18 protein-coding genes are annotated in these 21,657 nt (G+C 43.1%); all 18 read left to right on the top strand.

Going from position 1 to position 21,657, the window contains the following annotated elements:
* The first annotated feature begins 61 nt into the window (after positions 1–61).
* The 18 genes from DB520_RS09695 (at position 62) to DB520_RS09610 (ending at position 21,650) form a co-directional block, all read left to right on the top strand.
* Positions 62–1,705, top strand: a complete 1,644-nt coding sequence (locus DB520_RS09695) for a sodium/sugar symporter (protein ID WP_114749525.1) — start codon at positions 62–64, stop codon at positions 1,703–1,705.
* Between the two features lie 25 nt (positions 1,706–1,730).
* On the top strand, positions 1,731–3,218 hold the full coding sequence (locus DB520_RS09690) for a xylulokinase (protein ID WP_114749524.1): 1,488 nt from the start codon (positions 1,731–1,733) through the stop codon (positions 3,216–3,218).
* Positions 3,219–3,253: 35 nt separating this feature from the next.
* Positions 3,254–4,567, top strand: coding sequence for a xylose isomerase (gene xylA / locus DB520_RS09685; RefSeq protein WP_114749523.1), 1,314 nt, complete (start codon positions 3,254–3,256; stop codon positions 4,565–4,567).
* A gap of 60 nt (positions 4,568–4,627) precedes the next feature.
* Complete coding sequence (locus tag DB520_RS09680) at positions 4,628–6,160, top strand: Ppx/GppA phosphatase family protein (RefSeq protein ID WP_114749522.1); 1,533 nt, start codon at positions 4,628–4,630, stop codon at positions 6,158–6,160.
* A gap of 434 nt (positions 6,161–6,594) precedes the next feature.
* Complete coding sequence (locus DB520_RS09675) at positions 6,595–8,322, top strand: SulP family inorganic anion transporter (protein ID WP_114749521.1); 1,728 nt, start codon at positions 6,595–6,597, stop codon at positions 8,320–8,322.
* Positions 8,323–8,628: 306 nt separating this feature from the next.
* Positions 8,629–9,063 carry a response regulator gene (locus DB520_RS09670; protein ID WP_114749520.1) on the top strand — a complete coding sequence of 145 codons (435 nt, stop codon included), beginning with the start codon at positions 8,629–8,631 and terminating at the stop codon, positions 9,061–9,063.
* A 1-nt stretch (position 9,064) separates the two neighbouring features.
* A complete protein-coding gene (locus tag DB520_RS09665) occupies positions 9,065–10,087 on the top strand; it encodes a PAS domain S-box protein (RefSeq protein WP_114749519.1) in 1,023 nt (340 codons plus the stop codon).
* A gap of 69 nt (positions 10,088–10,156) precedes the next feature.
* Positions 10,157–10,585: a DUF2147 domain-containing protein gene (locus tag DB520_RS09660; RefSeq protein WP_114749518.1), complete on the top strand. Its 429-nt coding sequence runs from the start codon at positions 10,157–10,159 to the stop codon at positions 10,583–10,585.
* Between the two features lie 87 nt (positions 10,586–10,672).
* A complete protein-coding gene (trkA, locus tag DB520_RS09655; protein WP_114749517.1) occupies positions 10,673–12,019 on the top strand; it encodes a Trk system potassium transporter TrkA in 1,347 nt (448 codons plus the stop codon).
* A gap of 2 nt (positions 12,020–12,021) precedes the next feature.
* On the top strand, positions 12,022–13,473 hold the full coding sequence (locus DB520_RS09650; RefSeq protein WP_114749516.1) for a TrkH family potassium uptake protein: 1,452 nt from the start codon (positions 12,022–12,024) through the stop codon (positions 13,471–13,473).
* A 24-nt stretch (positions 13,474–13,497) separates the two neighbouring features.
* On the top strand, positions 13,498–14,295 hold the full coding sequence (locus tag DB520_RS09645) for a PhzF family phenazine biosynthesis protein (RefSeq protein ID WP_114749515.1): 798 nt from the start codon (positions 13,498–13,500) through the stop codon (positions 14,293–14,295).
* A gap of 248 nt (positions 14,296–14,543) precedes the next feature.
* Positions 14,544–15,368 (top strand): acetylglutamate kinase, encoded by an 825-nt coding sequence (gene argB / locus DB520_RS09640; protein ID WP_114749514.1) that lies wholly within the window; start codon positions 14,544–14,546, stop codon positions 15,366–15,368.
* A 2-nt stretch (positions 15,369–15,370) separates the two neighbouring features.
* Positions 15,371–16,582, top strand: a complete 1,212-nt coding sequence (locus DB520_RS09635) for an aspartate aminotransferase family protein (RefSeq protein WP_114749513.1) — start codon at positions 15,371–15,373, stop codon at positions 16,580–16,582.
* Positions 16,583–16,705: 123 nt separating this feature from the next.
* The gene (gene argC / locus DB520_RS09630; RefSeq protein ID WP_114749512.1) at positions 16,706–17,746 is read left to right on the top strand and encodes an N-acetyl-gamma-glutamyl-phosphate reductase; all 1,041 of its coding nucleotides are present in this window, start codon (positions 16,706–16,708) and stop codon (positions 17,744–17,746) included.
* A 24-nt stretch (positions 17,747–17,770) separates the two neighbouring features.
* Positions 17,771–18,982 carry a bifunctional glutamate N-acetyltransferase/amino-acid acetyltransferase ArgJ gene (gene argJ / locus DB520_RS09625; RefSeq protein ID WP_114749511.1) on the top strand — a complete coding sequence of 404 codons (1,212 nt, stop codon included), beginning with the start codon at positions 17,771–17,773 and terminating at the stop codon, positions 18,980–18,982.
* 100 nt (positions 18,983–19,082) lie between these two features.
* Positions 19,083–19,781: an orotidine 5'-phosphate decarboxylase / HUMPS family protein gene (locus DB520_RS09620; RefSeq protein WP_114749510.1), complete on the top strand. Its 699-nt coding sequence runs from the start codon at positions 19,083–19,085 to the stop codon at positions 19,779–19,781.
* Between the two features lie 38 nt (positions 19,782–19,819).
* The gene (locus DB520_RS09615) at positions 19,820–20,857 is read left to right on the top strand and encodes a zinc-binding dehydrogenase (protein ID WP_114749509.1); all 1,038 of its coding nucleotides are present in this window, start codon (positions 19,820–19,822) and stop codon (positions 20,855–20,857) included.
* A 1-nt stretch (position 20,858) separates the two neighbouring features.
* Positions 20,859–21,650 carry an SDR family NAD(P)-dependent oxidoreductase gene (locus DB520_RS09610; RefSeq protein ID WP_114749508.1) on the top strand — a complete coding sequence of 264 codons (792 nt, stop codon included), beginning with the start codon at positions 20,859–20,861 and terminating at the stop codon, positions 21,648–21,650.
* The last annotated feature ends 7 nt before the right edge of the window (positions 21,651–21,657 follow it).

The raw sequence follows: 21,657 nt of genomic DNA, 5'->3' as shown, positions 1-21,657 counted from the left end.
TTTAAGCTTCCATTATTTTATTTGGTCAAAAATTATAACCCATGATAGAAAATCTACTCGCATGAATTTCACTACACTTGACCTGACTATCTTTATCGGATATTGTTTATTGATTGTCGTTTTGGGGTTTATAGTGTCCCGTGAAAAAAAAGGACATGTCAAAAATTCCAACGATTATTTTCTGGCAAGCAAGGCCTTACCATGGTGGGCAGTAGGAGCCTCCCTTATTGCTTCTAATATTTCTGCGGAACAGTTTATCGGAATGTCCGGCTCTGGTTTTGCGCTTGGTCTGGCCATTTCCACCTATGAATGGATGGCCGCAGCCACCTTGGTGATTGTTGCTATCTTTTTCCTTCCGGTATACCTGAAAGAAGGGATTAGTACCATGCCTCAATTCCTTTTGAAAAGGTATGATAGCAGGGTGAGAACGGTAATGGCAATATTTTGGCTATTGGTGTATGTTTTCGTGAACCTTACTTCCATACTGTACCTTGGGGCATTAAGCCTGAACACTATATTGGGAATTCCCCTTGGATATGGGATCGCTGGCTTGGCAGTTTTTGCCATGTTGTATTCTATTTACGGAGGGTTGAAAGCAGTGGCTTGGACGGATGTGGTACAGGTGTTCTTCCTGGTGGCCGGAGGTTTGGCCACTACTTACCTGGCCTTATCCATTGTTGGAGAGGGGGATGTTTTGGGCGGCTTTGCCAGCCTTATTTCTAAGGCTCCAGCTCATTTTAAGATGATTATTCAAGAAGGGGAAATGATGATCCCAGATGGATCTGGTGGCTTCAGGGATGCCTATCTTGATCTACCTGGAATTAGTGTGCTTATCGGGGGTATGTGGGTGATTAACCTAAATTATTGGGGCTTTAACCAATATATCACACAAAGAGCGCTAGCAGCTAAATCCCTTAATGAAGCTCAAAAAGGGGTGATTTTCGCTGGATTTTTAAAGTTGTTTATGCCCTTGATCGTGGTTATCCCTGGAATAGCGGCATATGTAATCGTTAGCGAGGGGATTGACACCTCCTTTATTCAATCCATGACGGATCCTGAGGCCGGAGTGATTAAGTCGGATAGGGCCTACCCCACCTTACTGCAGTTGCTCCCTTCGGGATTGAAGGGATTGGCGTTTGCAGCCTTAACTGCCGCGATAGTGTCTTCATTGGCAAGTATGGCAAACAGCACCTCTACAATATTTACCTTGGATATTTATAAAAACTTCTTCGATAGGGGTGCGAGCGAAAAGAAGCAAGTGCGGGTGGGTAGGATTACTGCTATTGCAGCCTTTTTTATTGCGGCTCTCGTAGCGCCTGCCTTGAGACAGCTGGACCAGGCATTTCAATATATACAGGAATATACGGGATTCGTTTCTCCGGGGGTTTTTGCCATATTTATCTTTGGTTTTTTCTGGAAAAAAACCACCTCAAATGCCGCTCTCACCGCAGCAGCATTGACCATACCCCTTTCCACTGCCTTTAAGTTTCTGACCCCTAACATCCCCTTTATTGACAGGATGGGCATCGTCTTTTTGATCATCTCGGTATTGATCATAGCGATTTCCCTTTATGAAGGAAAAGGAAAGGATCATCCAAAAGGAATAGAAATTACCCCTGATTTATTTAAAACCAGTACCAAGTTTAAAGTAGGCGCTATACTTATTGCAGGTATTTTAGTGGGGCTTTATTCGGCATTCTGGTAATCATTTTTCAAACCCAAAACCAATAATGAGAACGTTATTATTAGGATACGATATTGGAAGTTCCTCTGTAAAAACTACTGTTCTGGATGCAGAATCAGGAAAAGTGGTGGTAGCAGTAACGCTGCCAAAAGAAGAAATGCCTATGGCTGCACCCAAGAGAGATTGGGCAGAACAGGATCCTGAGCTATGGTGGAAATACATTCAAGACACCACCAGGGAAGCCGTCTCCAAAGGCAATATCAAAAAGGAGGAAGTCAAAGCCATAGGCATTAGTTACCAAATGCATGGATTGGTCATGGTAGATGCTTCCTATGAAGTGATCCGGCCCTCCATTATCTGGTGCGACAGCAGGGCTGTGGAAATCGGAAAATCCGCCTTTGAAGCTATGGGTAGCGACTACTGCCTGTCCCATTTGCTCAATTCGCCTGGCAATTTTACCGCATCGAAGTTGAAATGGGTAAAGGACAACGAAGCGGAGAATTTCAAAAGGATACACAAGGTTATGCTCCCCGGTGACTTTATTGCCATGAAGCTGACTGGAGAAATTTTCACCTCCGAAACAGGCCTTTCTGAAGGTATCTTTTGGGATTTTCTGGAAAATGGGATTTCCAGCCCTCTTTTGGATCACTATGGGATTAGCTCATCGCTGATTGCAGAGGCTAAGCCTTCTTTCAGTGAACAGGGCAAATTGTCCACTAAGGCAGCAGCCTCCCTGGGCCTTTCTGCAGGAATTCCCATTACTTACAGGGCAGGGGACCAACCCAACAACGCCTTTTCACTTAATGTGCTGGAGGCAGGTGAACTGGCCACTACTGCGGGTACTTCTGGAACTGTGTATGGGGTTAGTGAAAAGCCGGTTTATGACCCCGCAAGTCGTGTAAACACCTTTGTTCATGTCAATCATTCTAAAGAAAAGCCCAGGTACGGCGTTTTGCTGTGTGTAAATGGTACCGGTATACTGAATTCCTGGCTTAAGAAATTGATTGGCAGTAGTGTTTCCTATGAAGAAATGAATGAATGGGCCCAAGAAGTTCCCATAGGATCAGAAGGCCTCACCTTTATTCCTTTTGGAAATGGTGCTGAAAGAATCATGGAAAACAGAACAGTGGACGCTCATCTGAATGGGCTGAACTTATTGAAACATGATAAGCGCCACGTGCTAAGGGCAGGCCAGGAGGGTATCGTAGCTGCATTGACCTACGGGTTTGATATCATGAAAGGAATGGGACTAAACCTGAATACGGTGAAAGCTGGTAGGGCAAATATGTTTTTGAGCCCTCTGTTTAGGGAAGCCTTTGTCAACATGAACCGCGTGGTAGTGGAGCTTTATGATACGGACGGAGCTCAGGGTGCAGCCCGAGGGGCAGGTATAGGAGCTGGTGTTTATTCATCTCCAAAGGAAGCGTTTGTAGGTCTTGAAAAGCTGCTGGAAATTCATCCAGATGACAAACTCTCAGCTCCCTATGAGGAAGTTTACCAAATCTGGAAGGAAAAATTATCCCTTATATCTTAACTTTTGATTGTTTCACATATTAAATTAACTTAACCATGTCTAAAACCTATTTTCCAAACATTGAAAAAATACCCTTTGAGGGAAAGGAATCCGATAACCCTTTGGCATTTAAATATTATGACGAAAACAGGGTGATAAGAGGCAAGTCCATGAAAGATCATTTTAGGTTTGCCATTGCCTATTGGCATTCATTCTGTGGAGCTGGAAACGATCCTTTTGGTCCCGGTACCATTGTTAGGGAATGGGACAAGGCAAAAGATCCTATACAAAGAGCAAAGGATAAAATGGACGCTGCCTTTGAATTCATCGGCAAAATAGGCGCCCCTTTTTATTGCTTCCATGACATTGACCTTATAGACGAGGGGGATTCCTTGCAGCAGTATGAAAAGCATATGCAGGCCATAGTGGATTATGCTAAGGGGAAACAAAAAGAAACAGGCATTAAGTTGCTTTGGGGAACAGCCAATGTGTTCAGTAACCCAAGGTACATGAACGGGGCATCCACCAACCCCAATTTTGAAGTGGTGGCCAGGGCAGGTACACAAATCAAAAATGCTATTGATGCTACTATCGCTTTGGGTGGTGAAAACTACGTGTTTTGGGGAGGAAGGGAAGGATATATGTCCCTTCTTAATACCGACATGAAGAGGGAAACCGAACATCTGGCCCAATTCCTAAGCATGGCCAGGGATTACGGCAGGAAAAACGGTTTCGAAGGCACCTTCTTGATTGAGCCCAAGCCTATGGAGCCCACCAAACACCAATATGACTATGATGCAGCTACCGTGGTTGGATTCTTGAGGCATTTTGGGTTGGACAAGGACTTTAAGCTGAACTTGGAAGTAAACCATGCTACCCTTGCTGGCCATACCTTTCAGCATGAATTGCAGGTTGCTCAAGATGCTGGCTTGTTAGGCAGTATAGATGCCAATAGGGGAGACTATCAAAATGGTTGGGATACCGACCAGTTTGCCATCAACTTGATGGAACTCACCGAGTCCATGTTGGTGCTCCTACAAGGTAAGGGCTTTACCACCGGAGGAGTGAATTTTGATGCTAAAATCAGGAGAAACTCCACAGATTTGGACGACTTGTTCCATGCACATGTGGGAAGTATGGATGCATTTGCAAGGAGCCTTATCATTGCCAACGACATTATGGAAAAATCCCCCTACCAAAAGCTGAGAAAAGAACGCTACTCCTCCTTTGACACGGGAAAGGGCAAAGAATTCGAAGAAGGGAAACTTACCCTGGATGACCTTAGGGCCATCGCCGTTGAAGTGGGAGAACCCAAACAAATCAGTGGCAAGCAAGAGATGTACGAGAATATTTTGAACCAATTTATCTAATTTTTACACAAAAGACCCTTTCCCACCTCCGAAAGGGTCTTTTTGTTTATCCTGAGTTTTATGAAACTGGCTGCTATCGATATAGGTACCAACTCCATACACATGGTCATCGTAGAGGCCAGGAGTAGGGAGCAGTTTGACATTCTCATGCAAGAAAAGGAGATGGTCAAACTGGGAGAGGGTGTTTTTGCCAGTAATATCATAAACGACAGGGCCTTCAAGGCGGGGATAGAGACGATCAAGCGCTATGTCCAACTGGCGGATCAATTTGGAGTAGACCATATCATCACATCTGCCACCTCCGCTACCCGGGAAGCAAAGAATGGCCGTGATTTTTTGGATGCCATTATTGCAGAGGCGGGTCTTTCTCCCCAGTTGATTTCCGGAAAGGAGGAAGCACGTTTGATTTTTTTAGCGGTAAGAAAGGCTATTGACCTAAAAGGACAAAGGGCCATGGTTCTGGATATAGGTGGGGGAAGTACCGAGGCAGTGACTGGTGATAACCATAAGGTGGATTATTGCAAAAGTATGAAATTGGGAGTGCTTAGGCTGTTGGACTATGTAGGCCACCAAAACCCTTTAAACGAGGATGAACTGACCCGGCTTAAAGAGCATGTGCGGAAAACAGCACAAAAAGTTATGCAAGGGGCACTGGAAAGAGGTTTTGACAGGATCATAGGTACATCTGGTACCATTAGATCCTTAGGAGAAGCATGCCTGACCAAGCAGGGAAACCCCTCCCCAGAGTCGGTAAATGCCGAGTGGGTATCCCTGGAGGCCTTGGAAAAACTCGCAAAAAAACTATGCACACTCAATCCGGAGGATAGGGCTAAGGTAAATGGGATAAGCAGTAATAGGGCAGATGCGGTACATTTGGGTGCTGTTTTGTTGGTAGAATTGATGCAACTCTCAGGATTAAATGGAATTACCCTCTCTGATGCCTCACTTCGAGAAGGGATGATCCTGGATTATCTATACAGGCATGACGGAGTTTTTGAATCAGGTATAGGTGGCAAACATGTAAAAGAAAAAAGCTGCTTGTTATTGGCAAGCCGATACGAGGTGGATGTGGAAGAAAAATTTCATGTGGCGAGGTTGGCACTACAGATTTTTGACCAATTAAAGGATATCCATGGTGCCGAAACAGAAGATAGGCAATTGCTTTACCATTCCTGTATCATCTATGAAGTTGGGCTGTTTGTCAAATTCCAGGACTATCACAAACACTCCAGATACCTCATTTGGAATAGTCAGCTCCGGGGGTTTAACAATGAAGAGGTTTTACTACTTGGACACCTGGCAAGATACCACCGGAAAGGAGGCCCTAAAAAGAAGCAAAAGAAATTCCGGAAGTTAATTAAAAGTCAGCAAAAAAGGCTACGGCTCCTGTCTGGAGTGCTCCGGGTGGCCGTGGGTCTGGATAAGACAAAAAACCAATGGGTTCAGCATGTATATTGTGTGCCGGAAACCAAAAAAATCACCATTAAGGTGTTTGCAGAAGAAACGCCGGACCTGGAAATATGGGAGGCGCAACGGTTTTCTGATGTGCTATCAAAATCATTAAAACGAAATATAGAGATTGTAGCAGGTTAGATGCATTGTGACAATGGTCACCAGCAAAGGGATATTTTTTGCCGAAATTTGTTCCAAGGTTTAGGATTTATACTGATGCGATGAAATCGAGCCTGCCTGGACGGCAGTCAGGCATAACCCAAGCGATACACGGAGGGATGATTAAGATTGCGAGATTCCATGTGACCTATAAAGAACAAATATAAACACATGAAATGCCCATGAGAAATTATTCTCACACATGGGGATGATTATCCAGGGCATTCCATCTGACCATTGAAAAACAAATATAAACATATGAAATCTAGCCTGTCCTGACGGCAGTCAGGGCATGACGAGCACGTCACACACTGGGATGATTATCAAAGCGAGATTCCCCCGAAACAAGTTCCCCGAATCAAGTTCGGGGCAGGCAGGGGCAGGCTATGTGGCCGCTGAAAAGAAAATTTAAACACATGAAATTGAAGCAAGCATTTCCCATATTATCATGGCTCCCCTACTACCATGGAGGGTTTTTCAAAAAGGACCTTACTGCTGGGTTCACAGTAGGAGTAATGTTGATACCCCAGGGGATGGCTTATGCCATGTTAGCAGGTTTAAACCCCATTCATGGCTTATATGCTGCCACCTTGCCCTTGCTTCTTTACGCTGTATTTGGGACTTCTAGGCAGTTAGCAGTAGGCCCTGTGGCCATGGTCTCCCTGCTCACGGCAGCGGGAATAGCAGCTTTGAATCCAGAAGATCCTTCCCAATATTTGTTATACGCACTTACACTTGCCTTTTTGGTGGGATTAATACAATTTGGCATGGGCTTATTTAGACTTGGGTTCGTGGTCAATTTTATTTCTCACCCAGTAATCAGTGGTTTTACTTCTGCAGCGGCCATCATTATTGGATTAAGTCAACTAAAGCACCTCCTGGGCATCCCCTTGCCTAATACCAGCCATATTCAGGAGGTAATTCCAGCATTGGTGGATAACCTAAACCAAACCCATCTCCTCACCTTGCTTCTAGGGGCGGTAGGTATTCTGACGATTATATTCACCAAAAAAATAAATAAGTCATTACCAGCTCCATTTTTTGCTGTCGTCTTCGGAATCTTTGTGACCTTTGGTTTTGGGCTTAACGAGTTGGGTGTAGGAATTGTAGGGGAAGTGCCAGGTGGCTTTTTGGGCTTTTCATTCCCTAGTTTCGAATTGGGGGCATGGCGGGAATTGTTTCCAGTGGCATTGACCATCGCATTAATTGGTTTTGCTGAGAGTTTTGCAGTAGCCAGAGCTATTCAAGCCAAACATAAGGACTATCAGTTGGATGCTAATCAAGAGCTGAAGGCATTAGGAATCGCAAATGTGGGAGTCTCTGTATTCAATGGATATCCTGTGACAGGGGGGTTTAGTAGGACAGCCGTCAACCATGAAGCTGGTGCTAAAACAGGCATGGCATCCATAATCAGTGCCATAGTTGTAATGTTGACTTTGCTGTTTTTTACCGAAGTGTTTTACTTCTTGCCTAACGCCATACTGGCTGCGGTGATTATGGTGGCGGTTTATGGATTGATAGATTTCAATAGCCCCAGGGAACTTTGGAAAAGGGACAAAGTCGATTTTTTGATGTTATCTGTCACTTTTATTCTCACCCTTACTTTGGGAATTGAAACTGGGATTATTGCTGGTATGGTGTTATCCCTGTTGGCTGTGATTTATAAAGCCAGCATGCCTCATATGGCCCAGTTAGGAAGAGTACCCGACACCACAATTTTCCGTAATGTTAAACGATTTGAAAACCTGGAGTTAAACCCGGGCATTCTGGTGGTAAGGGTGGATGGCCCCTTGTATTTTGCCAACGTGCAATATATTAAAGATAAAATGGACAAATGGATACAGGACAGGGGAACCAAGGTGGAATCCATCGTATTTGACATGGAAAGCCTTACAGGCTTGGACAGTACCGGTGTACATGCACTGGTGGATTGGATAAAGGAGTGGAGGGAATCCAATATACTTTTTTGCATTGCAGGTGCGAGGGGACCAATAAGAGACATTATGATGAAATGGGGAGTGATGGAAGTTGTGGGAAAGGAAAATTTTTATCTCGATGACCATACTGCAGTTCTGGTATTGGAAAATAAGTCCAAGGAGGAAAATACCAGTGGTTATGCCCTACAGAGCAACACCAAGAACTAGGGCTGTTGTTTTTGAAATAAAGGATTGTTACAGCATTTTTCGTAAAAAGGTCGCCTCAGGGGCTCTGCTAAATATTATTTTTTTAAAGTTTTAGATTAGAAAGCACATTCAAACGGCTTAAAGAATGCAATCTGAAAAGGATATCAGGCATGAGGTCCTTGATTTAGCTTTAGCTTTGCAAAATCATGAACTTAAGGGGCAAAAGATTTGGGTAATAGGTGATTCCAAAAATGGGATTAGGTTTTGCTTTCCGAAACCAAAAAAATAATATACATTGAGATAGAATTTATAACAATTAAGTATTCGATGGAAAGCATTCATGTTTTATTGGTGGAGGATAACGAAGGGGATATTGTTTTGACGATGGAAGCCCTAGAAGAAAGAAAAGTGATAAACAATATAAGTGTGGTAAAAGATGGTAAAGAAGCCCTGGACTTTTTGTATGAAACGGATAAATTCAAAGGCAGGAAATTGCCAGATCTCATCTTATTAGATGTCAACCTTCCAAAAAAAAGTGGACATGAGGTTCTTCAGACCATTAAATCCGATGATTCCCTAAAACGAATTCCTGTTATCATGCTTACCACCTCCTCATCGGAAAGGGACGTCAAGATGTCCTATGAGAATCACGCCAATTGTTACATCACAAAGCCGGTTGAGGTAGATCAGTTTTTGCAGGCAATTACCTCAATAGAAAGCTTCTGGCTTAGCATTGTTACTTTACCAAAAAAAAGCAAGTAAGATGCTTAAAGACCAAAAAACCTATTGCCTTCTGGTAGTAGAGGATAATACAGGTGATTTTGTCCTTATTCAAGATTATTTGGAAGAGAGCATTCTACATTCAGAAATCATAAGGGCCAAAACCCTAAAGGAAGCAAAGGGGTATTGTGAAAAAGACATCCCATTCGACCTTATTTTGCTAGACCTTTCTCTACCGGACAAAGTAGGGGAGGAATTAGTGAAGGAAATGGTTTTCGTTGGTAGAAACCGTCCTGTGGTGGTCTTGACAGGATACACGGACATGAAATTTGCGGTTCGTTCTTTGAGTCTTGGTGTTTCGGATTATCTGTTGAAAGATGAACTTTCCCCTCAGGTGTTATACAAGAGCATTGTTTATAACATCGAGCGAAACAAAAATTATATCAGACTGAAAGAATCTGAACAGCGATACAGCGAGTTGTTCCAATTAAGCCCCCAACCCATGTGGGTATATGATAGGGATTCTTTTGCTTTTCTGGATGTAAATCAAGCAGCTATTGACCACTATGGCTATACCCATGACGAGTTTATGGCTATGACTATCCTTGATATTCGTCCGGATCATCTGGTGGATGAGGTGAAATCCTTGGTTGAAGAAAGGAGAAAGGTGTCTGGAGGCTTTTTTAGGGGGCTCTTTAAGCACAAAAAAAAGAACGGAACGGTCATAGACGTAGAAGTAAGAAGTAACAGTATAAACTATAAAGGTGCCAAGGCAAATGTCATCTTGGCAAATGATATTACGGAGCGGTTGAAACATGTAAATATCATTGAGGAGCAAAACCTAAGGCTAAGGGAGATTGCCTGGACCCAATCACACGTAGTTCGTGCCCCATTATCCAGACTTATGGGGCTAGTCAGTCTTGTCCAATCAAATATTATCAACGAACAGGAACGCACTCAACTCCTTCAATACATAGAGCAATCCGCTGAGGAAATGGATGAAATCATACGGGAAATTGTTAAAAAAACAGAAGGAATGAATGTAAAGCCCACAAAGAAAAAATAAGATTGAGAACAATTATATGATAATTTAGGTATGGTATTTGTTTTTTTCCATAGTCTAAAACATATAATTATGAAAATTCTATTAGTTGTATCCGTAGCGTTCGCAAGTATTTTCACTCTTTCCGCGCAAGATAAAAATGCCATCAAAGGGGAATGGTTCAATGAAGAAAAGGAGGGAAGGATTGAAATTTCTGAGGAAAATGGCAAGTTCTACGGCAAGTTGATCTGGCTAAAGGAACCAAAGGAAGATGGCAAGCCAAAAACCGATAAAAACAACCCCGATAAATCAAAAAGAGACAGGCCTCTTAAAGGCCTAAGGATATTGGAAGGATTTGAATATAAAAACGGTAGCTGGGAAAACGGTGAGATTTACGATCCGAAGAGTGGTAAAACGTATTCCTGTATCATGAAATTAAAAAACAGGGACACCTTAGAAGTAAGAGGATATGTCGGTATTTCCTTGATTGGGCGGACCACAACCTGGACCAGGGCTGATTAATAGCTGATTTTCCGTAATAAAGTTCGGCAAGTTTTTTTTTACCGAATAATCTCTTCAATTTTGCCCACCTGTAATTTCTGATAAGGTATGGCTATGCATATAGTGATTGCGGGAGCAGGTGATATGGGATATCATTTGGCTGAGCAATTGTCCCATGAAAACAAGGATATCACCGTTATTGATTTAGATAGTGATGTCCTTGACAATATTTCATCTCATCTGGATGTAATGGCAATAATGGGAGATTCTTCATCTATTGAAATCCTAAGTAACGCCAATATAGCCCGGGCAGACCTATTATTGGCAGTTACTACCTCCGAGAAGACAAATTTGGTTACAGCTGTCCTGGCCAAGCAATTAGGGGCTAGGAAGGTGATTGCCAGAGTGAGGAACCACGATTATTTATTAGCCGAAAACAAGGTTTTTTTTCATAATTTGGGGATTGACGCAATCATTTCTCCCTCCCTACTATGCAGCGAGGAGATCAAGAGGATGATGAAAAACTCTACTTTCTCGGATGTCATAGAGTTTGAAGAAGGTAAGCTAAATGTGGTGGGGATTACACTAGATAGATTTTCACCATTGGTGAACAAAATGCTTTCCGATGCAAGTACCAGCCCAATTTTTCATGATATTAGGATTATAGCCATAGTTAGAGACCAATTAACTATAATTCCAAAAGGAAATACCTACATTAGAAATGGGGACCATGTTTTCTTTATTTCAAACAAAGAGGCAGTAGAGTCCATAAAAAAGTTAATACATCATAAGGAGGTTTTAGTTAAGCAACTTATGATAATAGGTGGTGATGATCTAGCCTTTTCTACAGCCTTGAAATTGGAGGAAAGTTACAGAGTAACCTTAATTCATAAAGACAAGGAAAGATGTAAATGGTTAGCTCAGCGGTTAAAACATACATTAGTTATTCATGGCGACTATAAAAATGTTTCCCTTCTTATGGAAGAAGGGTTGGAAACTATGGATGGGTTTCTGGCACTTACCGATAGCTCTGAAACCAATATCATTACTAGTCTATCGGCCAAAAACCATGGGGTGTATAAAACCATCGCCCATGTGGACACCCGGGAATACATTCATATTTCCCATAGTATTGGAGTTGACTCACTGATAAATAAAAAGCTAGTAGCTGCAAACTATGTAAGCCGCTATTTGAGAAAGGGTAATGTCGAGTTAGTCTCGGGTATCCATGGCGTGGATGCCGAGTTTGTCCAATACTCAATCACCAAAAATAATAGAATAACGAAAAAAAAGCTTAAAGACCTTAAGTTTCCAGATTCGGCTATTGTCGCAGGAGTGATCAGAGGGGAGGAAGTTTTCATTCCTGATGGTCAATTTCAGCTAAATTTGAATGATAAAGCAATCGTATTAGCACTTCCTTCAGCAAAAGCTGTATTGGAAAAAATATTCAATTGACCATGATCCATTTTAAGGCAATTTTTAAGATCATGGGGGGGCTTTTAATTTTACTTGGTTTGCTCATGATGCCAAGTTTGGCCTTTTCTTATTATTTCAGCAGTGGAGACCATTTTTCCCTTTGGGTTTCTTTGTCAGTTTGTCTGGTGCCGGGTGTCTTTTTGTTCTTTTCATTTGCCGGCCAGGAGCAAAATATTCGCAAGCGGGAAGGTTACCTTATTGTGGCACTCAGCTGGGTTTTTATGTCAATTTTTGGAATGGTTCCATATTTGGTAAGTGGAGTTATTGAAAATATACCAGATGCTATTTTTGAAACTGTTTCAGGGTTTACTACCACAGGAGCGACCATCCTGGATGATATAGAGGTAGTTCCAGAGGGAGTATTGCTTTGGAGGAGTATGTCCCAATGGATTGGAGGTTTAGGGATAATCGTACTTACGGTTGCCATATTTCCCTTATTGGGAATTGGAGGAATTGAATTGTTCGTGGCTGAGGCACCTGGCCCCACCTCCGATAAACTTCATCCTAGAATTTCGGAAACAGCAAAACGACTATGGCTGGTTTATATTGGATTGACAGGCATTTTGATGTTGCTGTATTACCTTGAAGGGATGAGTTTCTTTGATGCCTTTAATCATGGTCTTACTACAATGGCTACTGGAGGTTTTTCTACAAGAAATGAATCATTCGCATTTTTTACCAATCCCATAATCCATTATACTGCCATTATTTTCATGTTTTTAGCGGGAACAAATTTTACGCTCATCTATTATGGGCTTAAGGGGAAATTTAATAAGGTGTGGTCTAGTGATGAATTTAGGGCCTACCTGTTAACAATATTATTTTTAACCATTTCTTTATTCATTGCAATTTATACGATAACCGATGAGGGGATAGAAAAGACTTTTAGAGACACGGCCTTTCAAGTAATTTCTTTGATAACTACTACTGGTTATGTCACCGCTGATTATACTAGTTATAGCAATGGATTAACTATTGTCTTTTTTATGTTTTTGTTTTTTGGAGCTAGTGCAGGATCTACTAGTGGTGGCATTAAATTTATCAGACATTTGACCTTTGTCAATAACATCAGGTTGGAATTTAAAAGAATAATACACCCTAGAGCTATAATTCCTTTAAAGATTAATAATGAAAGGGTTACTGGAAAAGTGATTATTCACATCATCAATTTTTTGTTGCTTTATTTGATGATCTTTGTAATTGGGAGTGTGGTGATGTCGATTTTGGGGTATGACATGATTACCAGTTTTGGTGCAGTTGCCACTTCTCTTGGAAATGTCGGTCCTGCAATTGGCCTTGTCGGTCCAATGGACAATTTTGCTTTTTTTTCGCCACTTGCCAAGTTGTTCTTAAGCTTTCTTATGCTTTTGGGCAGATTGGAATTGTTTACTATTATTGTGTTGTTTTCTCCCTATTTTTGGAGAGCCAACTAATGGCCCTACCTCAAATTAAACCAAATGAACTACTCACTTCCTTATGAAACTATAGCCGTATTTACCGATTCCAGGCAAGGCTTTAAGGGAAATCCCTCTTCTGTAATCCTTACAGAAAAAGAGATACCCGAAGTGGAAATGCAGGCTATTGCAAAACGGCTTGGACAACCAGCTACCACCTTTTTAAGGCCCACCAAAGACGCCGATGTCTATATGGTTCGCTGGTTTGCCCCAGATGCTGAAATTGGGCTTTGTGGTCATGGAGCCGGGGCTGCAGGGGTTTTCTTAGGGAAAAATCACTCCATAACCTCATGTCGGCTATTATACGGAGAGGGGGAGATACAAGCCGGTTTTTACCCTGAAAAGGAGTCTTTTTCTTTGACCCTTAACCCTATCTCGGTAAAGAATGAAATCGAAGTGCCACATGCTATCCAGGAAGGGCTTGGCATTCCTGTATTGGCCATGTATGCCACAGGAAACAAGCATATTATCCTCACCGATTCGGAAAAATCAGTGACGGAGATGAAACCCTCGTTTGATAAGCTGAGGGAGTCCGACATTTTTGGATATGCAGTTACGGCACGGGGGGAGAAAGCGGATTTTGTGAGTAGGACACTGGTTCCCCATGTGCAGCAACTGGAAGATTTTGCCACAGGCTCCTCCCATGCCATGTTGGCACCTTTCTGGGCAGATAGAATGGGTAGAAGGGCAATGGTTGCCCATCAGCTAAGCCAAAGGGGAGGCCTTTTCAGAATCGGTTGGAAGGAGAACCAACTTGTTTTGCAAGGGAGTTTTGCTAAAGAGGGACAAGGTGTCACTTAAAAATGGAGTTGCCTCCTCTTGATGGTCCTAGGTCCCGAGTTTATTTTAAGGATTCAAAGCTTTATTTTACCTATTTCAATAAAAAGGTAATGTCCTGAAAAAACCAAATTTTTTATCTTCACTGGTATAATTATTGTTTAATAATTTGGCAACATTAGGTTTGGGAAATTTCTATCAGAATATTTTGAGCATAATTCACTTCTATCTTACCTAAATTCAAAGAGTTACCAATAGAAACAGTTATACAAATGGAAAATAGAAAAGTTCTCATCAAGTACGGTGGGAATGCTATGATAAGCGACGAATTAAAGCATTCGATCGCAAAACGGATTAAACAACTTCGGGATGCGGACATTCAAGTGGTGCTCGTGCATGGAGGAGGTCCATTTATCAATAAAGCCTTAGAGGGTTCCGGAATCGTTTCTGAATTTTTTGACGGACACAGACACACTTCCCTGGAGGCACTCACCTGTATTGAACGCACTCTTAAAGGGGAGGTAAACAGCTCTCTAGTAAACCTTTTTAATAAGCAGGGGCTTAAGGCTGTGGGTCTTTCAGGGAAGGATGGAAAGCTTGTCACCGCCAAAAAGCGATGGCATACCCAGAAAAATGAACAAGGAGAGCCGATAAAAGTAGACCTGGGGCAGGTGGGGGACGTGGAGAAGGTGGAAGTGTCCCTTTTAAATATTTTATTGCAAGGGGGATTCACCCCTGTAATTACCTGTATAGCCTCTGATGAGGAAGGTAACGACTATAACATCAATGGCGATGTTTTCGCTGGAAAAATAGCTTCTTCTTTGGGCGTGGATGAGTATATAGTACTTACCGACGTTGATGGCCTTTTTCTGGATTTTCCGGATCCAGCATCCATTGTGAAGGACCTCAAGCTTTCCTCTCTAAAGGAATATTACGGTACGGTGATTCAAGGGGGGATGATTCCTAAAATCAATTCCTGCGAAGATGCGCTCAAAGAAGGTGTGAAAAAGGCAATTATCATGAATGGCACCAAGCCGAACCAAATCACCGATTACCTTTTACACAATAAGAAAACTGGTACAACCCTAAGTAAATAAATATGGAGATTTCTAATCAATATTTACACGAAGAAGACAAAAAGAATTATTTACCCACCTTTAAAAGATTTCCCTTGGCTTTTATCAAGGGGAAGGGAAGCAGGCTATGGGATGCGAATGGAAAGGAATATATCGATATGCTGGCAGGCATAGCAGTGAACAATGTAGGGCATTGCCATCCTGCGGTGGTAAAAGCCATTCAGGACCAAGCTGCTGAACTGATACATGTTTCCAATTTTTTTGTGAGCCCTCCCCAAGTTGCTTTGAGTAAGTTACTGGTAGACACAAGTAAGCTGCAGCACGTTTTCCTGACAAACAGTGGGGCAGAATCTGTGGAGGGAGCGATAAAAGTAGCAAGAAAATATGCCTTTAAGCAGCAGCGTGGGGGTAAAATTATTTCCATGCACAACTCTTTTCATGGCCGTACTTTAGCAACCATCGCTACTGGTCAGGAAAAATACCAACGTGGCTTTGGGCCGATTCCTACAGGGTTTGTGCAGGTTCCTTTTAATGATTTGGAGGCAGTTAGGAAACAAATTTCAAATGATGTTGCCGCAGTGATTTTGGAGCCCATCCAGGGCGAAGGCGGTATTCGGCCTGCCGAGCTTGAATATTTAAAAGCAATCAGGGAGCTATGTGACAAAGAAAATGTATTACTTATTTTTGATGAAATCCAATGTGGGATAGGTAGGACAGGGCACCTTTTCGCTAAAGACCACTATCAAATACAACCGGATATCATGACCCTGGCGAAGGGTTTGGGTGGCGGAACCCCAATTGGTGCTTTCCTTTGCAATAAAAAGGTGGGAGATGCCATTGATTTTGGAGACCACGGGACTACCTTTGGGGGAAATCCCCTTACTTCTGCGGCAGCCTTGGCCACACTTAAAGTGATTGAAGAGGAAAAATTATTACATGAAGCCACTGTAAAGGGGAAATATTTGACAGATGAACTGAACAAAATGAAATCCAAGTTTCCAATGATACAAGAGGTGAGGGGACTTGGTTTGATGTTGGGAGTTCAAATGGACAGGCCTGCAGCACCCATAGTTATGGGATTAATGGAAGAAGGGGTGATTGCAAATGCTACAGCAGAATCGGTTCTGCGCTTAGTTCCGCCCTTAAATATCCCTAAGGAGGATTTAAGTTTGGTGATGCAAAAACTTGAAAAAGTTCTTACCCAAATCAACAAAGATGAAATCGAGCCTGCCTAGACGGCAGTCAGGCATGACGCAAGCGACGCACGGAGGGATGATTAAGATTGCGAGATTCCCCCGAAACAAGTTCGGGGCAGGCAGGGGCAGGCTATGTGGCCGTTGAAAAGAAAATATAAACACATGAAAAATAAAATAAAAGCATCCATCATAGGTGCATCTGGTTATACTGGTTCGGAACTGGCCAGGATTTTAGTGAACCACCCCATGGTAGGCATAGACCATATCACTTCAGAAAGCCATCAAGATAAAAAATTTTCGGATCTTCATCCCCAATTTTTGGGAAATTTGGATATACAATTGGAAAGTGCTTCTTCTATAGATGTCCAAGACCAGGATTTGCTTTTTCTGGCATTGCCTCATGGCGTATCCATGGATTTTGTGGAAAAGTGGCAGCATTCCGCAGTGAAAATCATTGATTTATCCGGGGATTTCCGACTTTCTTCGGCAGAGGTATATGAGAAATGGTACAAAAAAGCCCATACGTTTAAACAGGGGTTTCAGAAAGCTGTTTATGGTATGCCTGAGCTGCACGCTGAGGAAATAAAAACTGCCAACCTTGTAGCAAATCCAGGTTGTTACCCCACCGCATCCATTTTGAGCCTTGCACCCTTGTTTCACAAAAAGGTGGTGCAGGAGGGAACAGTGATTATTGATGCCAAGTCCGGAACTACCGGAGCAGGAATCAAGGTAAGTCCAGTGACCCATTTTTCTAACGTGAATGAGAATTTCAAAGCCTATGGCATAGGAAGTCACAGGCATACCATCGAAATAGAGGAGCAATTGGGGGGATTATTTAAAAAGCATATAGAAGTTCAGTTTACTCCCCATTTGTTGCCAGTGGATAGAGGGATTTTGGCTACCTCTTATGCCAAGGTAAGTGGAGAAATGGATCAGGAGAAATTAGAAAACTTGTATGCGTCCTATTTTGAGGGGAAGCCCTTTGTTCGGTTAAGAAAACATGCCCCGTCGCTTAAGGACGTAAGAGGAAGTAATTTCTGCGACATTTACCCATTTTGGGATAAACGAACCGGTAGAGCGATTGTATTATCTGCAATAGATAACTTGGTAAAGGGTGCTGCAGGACAAGCGGTGCATTGCATGAATTTGATGTTTGGGCTAGAGGAAAAAGAAGGCTTGATCCAATTACCCATGCAACCCTAGCAAATATAGATAAACAAATATTTTATGATAAAGAACATTACAGGTGTAAAAGGAATAAAGGTTTGGGGTGCCCATTCCGGAGTGAAATCCATGAGAAGGGACTTGGCCTTGATTTATTCAGAGGTGCCTGCCGCAGCAGCAGCTACATTCACTCAAAATAAGGTACAGGCAGAACCCATAAAGCTGACTAAAAAGCATTTAAAGAACAACCGGGCTCAAGTCATTGTCTGCAATGCAGGCAATGCCAATGCCTGTACGGGAGAGCAGGGTAAACAGGGTGCAGAAGCCATGGCAAAGGCTGTTTCTGATGGATTGGGCATACCCAAAGAAGACGTGATTGTGGCCAGTACCGGGCTTATAGGTGAAAAATTCCCTACAGAGGAGGTCGTAGAGGGCATACATACCAGTATTCCAAAATTGAGTGATGATCCTAAAGCTGGTTCTTTTGTGGCCAATGCCATTCTCACCACGGACACCTTTGCAAAGGAAGGTTTTGTGGAATTTGAATGGGAAGGAAAAGCGATATCCATTGGAGGCATTGCCAAAGGTTCAGGGATGATCCACCCCAATATGGCCACCATGCTTTCTTTTGTGGTAACTGATATTGCCATTGACGAAAAACTGCTTGAAAAAGCCCTGAAATATTGTGTGGAGAGATCCTTTAATATGATTACGGTAGATGGAGATACATCTACTAATGACATGGTGGCCATTTTGGCCAATGGTCTGGCTGGTAACAAAAAGGTGGAAAGCACAGATGACCCCCTCTATGAAAAGTTCAGGGAAAAACTGATGGAAATACTTATTTATCTTGCCAAGCTAATTGTCTCGGATGGGGAAGGAGCTTCCAAATTTATAGAATATAGGGTTTCAAAAGCAAAAACGGAGACCACGGCCAGAACCTTGGTAAGGGCCATTTCCGATTCAGTACTGGTAAAAACAGCCATGTTTGGGAGGGATCCAAACTGGGGAAGGATTATTGCTGCCTGTGGAAATGCCGGCATTAACTTCAATTACAAGAAGGCAAACCTCTACTTGGGCGATAGCGAAAACAGTATCGAAGTTCTGAAAAAGGGCACTCCTACTGATTTTGACAAAAACTACATGAAAAAATTGCTCAGGGAATCCAATATTTGTATTCATCTGGAAGTAAATACAGGAAATGCAGAGGCAGTGGGCTGGGGCAGTGACCTCACCACCGATTATGTTATGTTTAACTCGGTGTACACTACCTAAAAAAAAGAAAGGCCTATCGATGGCCTTTCTTTTTTTATTGCTGTACTATAATTGAATACCGATTTATAATCATTTTCGATTGACAAATAAACCAATATTGATGAAACCCATTGTACAGATTTCACTGGATTTAACAAATATCGATGAGGCATTAGAGACTGCCTCCATGGCACTGCGTGCAGGGGTAGACTGGCTGGAAGCCGGTACCCCCCTTATTTTGGCAGAAGGGTTGCATGGGGTCAGGAAGATGAGGGAAGCTTTCCCTGGTATCCCCATAGTGGCTGACTTGAAAACCATGGACGGAGGATACCTTGAGGCTGAAATGATGGCCAAAGCAGGTGCCACCCACGTAGTAGTGATGGCCAGGGCCCATGAAGAAACTATCAAGTGTGTGGTCCAAGCAGGTAAGGATTATGGAGTGGCAGTGATGGGAGACAACCTCGGATGCCCGGATATGGTGGCTGGAGCCAAGTTCCTTGAAGATTTGGGCTGTGACTTTGTGATTCATCATATAGGATATGACGAAAGAAGGGGGATAGCAGCTAGGGGAGAAAGAATGCCAAGTCCTCTAGACCAATTAAAAGACGTTGTTCAGGCAGTGAGTGTTCCTGTGCAGGCAGTAGGAGGGCTTTCCCTTGAGCAAGCCATAGCCACCCCTACCTACGGGGCACCCTTGGTGGTCTTGGGAGCGCCATTGACCATAGATGCAGATGCTTTTAAAACTGCTGACGGGAACCTGGAAGCTTCCCTAAGGAAAATCTGTGAAGCAGTGCATGCCCACGGGGATATCAATGTCTAATTTTCACACAAAACCCTCAAAATTAAACTTATTGAAAGATGGCAATAGCTGAAAACTCCCCTGCTGTAGTAAACTTTGCAGAAGAGAAAGGATCGGTAGAAATCAGGGAAATACCTCTTCCTTCTATAGGAAATACAGATGTACTTTTGGAAGTGGCCAATGTGGGAGTCTGTGGAAGTGACCTTCACCAGTGGACTTCAGATCATAGCTGGCCAGTAAATTACCCAGTGGTTCTCGGTCATGAATTTGGAGGCCATGTGGTAGCTGTGGGTGACGGAGTTGAGGGTTGGAAGTCAGGTGACAGGGTGGTAAGTGAAACAGCAGCCGTGATAGACCCACTGAACCCGATGAGCAGGGTAGGCTTGTACAACCTGGATCCCACACGAAAGGGATTTGGATACGGTGTAAATGGGGCGATGACCAAGTATGTAAAAGTCCCTGCACGGTGCCTGCACCATGTTCCTGAAAACGTACCATTTGAAGAAGCATGCCTCACTGAACCCTGCTGTGTGGCTTATAATGCGGTAGTGGCCAATTCTCGTTTACAGCCCGGTGACAACGTTGTGGTAATTGGCCCCGGAACCATTGGCATGTTGTGTGCAGTTATGGCAAGGCTAAACGGTGCTCAAGTGGCAGTGGTGGGTTTAGAGGCAGACAAGGGCAGACTTAAAATTGCGGAGTCCTATGGGTGTGTGGGAATTGTGGGTGATGCCTCTGACTGGGCCAGAAATAAGGATGGCCTAGGGGCAGAACTGATCATAGATGCGGCTGGTCACAGCTCCACTCTCAAGCTAGCCATGGATTGGGTAAGACCCAACGGACAAATCACCAAAGTGGGGTGGGGAAAACAACCCTGCGACTTTTCTTTGGATCCCATCGTTCAAAAGAATGTAAGGCTGCAGGGGAGTTTCAGTCACAATTGGCCCATTTGGGAGAAAGTTATAGCCATGATGGCGGCAGGGACATTGGACGTAAAACCCATTATCGGTGGGGTTTGGCCTATTACCTCTTGGAAAGAGGCTTTTGAAAAGATGCATCATGGAGAGGTGGTGAAAAGTGTTTTGAAACCTGTCTGATATGCGACTCCAGGATAAGGTGGTCATAGTAACAGGAAGTACCACGGGAATAGGAAAGGCCATAGCCAAAAGATGTGTGGAAGAAGGAGCCAAGGTGCTTATTCATGGTCTAGAGGAGGATTGGGCTCAACAAACCGTAAAGGAATTGGGAGAGCAGTGCGCCCTTGCCTATACTGGAGACCTGTCCTTTGATACCACTATTGAAGCTGTAGTAGAGGTCTGTTTGAAAAAATACGGAAAGATTGATGCCTTGGTAAACAACGCTGCCTGGGTGCCTGCCTCCACGATAGAAAACTCCGATAGGCCCTTTATGGAAAAGGTGCTTTCCATAAACACCCTTGCACCATTGTTACTCATAAAAGCGGCATTGCCCCACTTAAAAAAAACCAAAGGATCTATCCTTAATATAGGATCAGTAAACGCCTGGTCTGGTGAACCCAATTTGTTGGGGTATAGTATGTCCAAGGGCGCGCTAATGACCATGACGCGAAATCTTGGGGATGTACTTTTCAGGGATTTCCAGGTGAGGGTAAATCAAATTAATCCTGGTTGGGTGTTGACGGAGACAGAAATAAAGAGGAAGAAAGAGCATGGTCTTTCGGAAAACTGGTACGAGGGACTTCCTGCCATGTTTGCTCCCGCAGGTCGGATTATTTTCCCGCGAGAAATAGCTGCAGGTGCTATTTTTTGGCTTTCCGAGGAGTCAGGGCCCATAAGTGGCCAAATAATGGAGTTGGAACAGCATCCAATGATAGGAAGGAATCCTCCGAAGGACACCAGTACTATAAAATGAGTTCATA

The sequence above is a fragment of the Pleomorphovibrio marinus genome, from assembly GCF_003347495.1.
GTDB lineage: Bacteria > Bacteroidota > Bacteroidia > Cytophagales > Cyclobacteriaceae > Pleomorphovibrio > Pleomorphovibrio marinus.
Note: the sequence above shows the minus strand (reverse complement) of the source record. Positions and strands in the feature narration are given on the sequence as shown.

Bases quoted from the DNA above. Each gene is read 5' to 3' on its own strand.
- argJ (WP_114749511.1), top strand. From the start codon at position 17,771: ATGATAAAGAACATTACAGGTGTAAAAGGAATAAAGGTTTGGGGTGCC.
- DB520_RS09690 (WP_114749524.1), top strand. From the start codon at position 1,731: ATGAGAACGTTATTATTAGGATACGATATTGGAAGTTCCTCTGTAAAA.
- DB520_RS09665 (WP_114749519.1), top strand. From the start codon at position 9,065: ATGCTTAAAGACCAAAAAACCTATTGCCTTCTGGTAGTAGAGGATAAT.
- DB520_RS09610 (WP_114749508.1), top strand. From the start codon at position 20,859: ATGCGACTCCAGGATAAGGTGGTCATAGTAACAGGAAGTACCACGGGA.
- argB (WP_114749514.1), top strand. From the start codon at position 14,544: ATGGAAAATAGAAAAGTTCTCATCAAGTACGGTGGGAATGCTATGATA.
- DB520_RS09680 (WP_114749522.1), top strand. From the start codon at position 4,628: ATGAAACTGGCTGCTATCGATATAGGTACCAACTCCATACACATGGTC.
- DB520_RS09660 (WP_114749518.1), top strand. From the start codon at position 10,157: ATGAAAATTCTATTAGTTGTATCCGTAGCGTTCGCAAGTATTTTCACT.
- DB520_RS09635 (WP_114749513.1), top strand. From the start codon at position 15,371: ATGGAGATTTCTAATCAATATTTACACGAAGAAGACAAAAAGAATTAT.
- xylA (WP_114749523.1), top strand. From the start codon at position 3,254: ATGTCTAAAACCTATTTTCCAAACATTGAAAAAATACCCTTTGAGGGA.
- DB520_RS09615 (WP_114749509.1), top strand. From the start codon at position 19,820: ATGGCAATAGCTGAAAACTCCCCTGCTGTAGTAAACTTTGCAGAAGAG.
- DB520_RS09645 (WP_114749515.1), top strand. From the start codon at position 13,498: ATGAACTACTCACTTCCTTATGAAACTATAGCCGTATTTACCGATTCC.
- DB520_RS09695 (WP_114749525.1), top strand. From the start codon at position 62: ATGAATTTCACTACACTTGACCTGACTATCTTTATCGGATATTGTTTA.
- DB520_RS09670 (WP_114749520.1), top strand. From the start codon at position 8,629: ATGGAAAGCATTCATGTTTTATTGGTGGAGGATAACGAAGGGGATATT.
- trkA (WP_114749517.1), top strand. From the start codon at position 10,673: ATGGCTATGCATATAGTGATTGCGGGAGCAGGTGATATGGGATATCAT.
- DB520_RS09675 (WP_114749521.1), top strand. From the start codon at position 6,595: ATGAAATTGAAGCAAGCATTTCCCATATTATCATGGCTCCCCTACTAC.
- DB520_RS09650 (WP_114749516.1), top strand. From the start codon at position 12,022: ATGATCCATTTTAAGGCAATTTTTAAGATCATGGGGGGGCTTTTAATT.
- argC (WP_114749512.1), top strand. From the start codon at position 16,706: ATGAAAAATAAAATAAAAGCATCCATCATAGGTGCATCTGGTTATACT.
- DB520_RS09620 (WP_114749510.1), top strand. From the start codon at position 19,083: ATGAAACCCATTGTACAGATTTCACTGGATTTAACAAATATCGATGAG.